At 70.4% G+C, this 223-nt stretch carries 1 protein-coding gene; it reads right to left on the bottom strand.

Annotated features, from left to right (window positions below; genetic code table 11):
* Positions 1–223 (bottom strand): transposase (locus IG78_RS0141410; protein ID WP_030575168.1); only part of this gene is annotated, 223 nt, incomplete at both ends.

Here is a 223-nt window from a genome sequence, read left to right as displayed (position 1 = left end):
AGTCGATCGCACACCGCGACCAGTCCAGCTCCCCGCGGGAGCCGAGCTCGTCCAGGACCAAGCGGTGCAGCTTGGCCCAGACCCGGGCCTTCGACCACTCTGTGAAACGACGGTGCGCCGTCGGTCCGGACGGCCCGAACGACGCTGCGGGAAGCTGCTGCCACGTGCAGCCCGAGGTCGCCACGAAGACGATCGCGGCGAGCACCTCACGGTCACCGTGCCG

This window comes from Streptomyces aureocirculatus (assembly GCF_000720475.1).
In the GTDB taxonomy this organism is placed as follows: domain Bacteria; phylum Actinomycetota; class Actinomycetes; order Streptomycetales; family Streptomycetaceae; genus Streptomyces; species Streptomyces aureocirculatus.
This window is presented reverse-complemented; position numbering and strand designations above follow the sequence as displayed.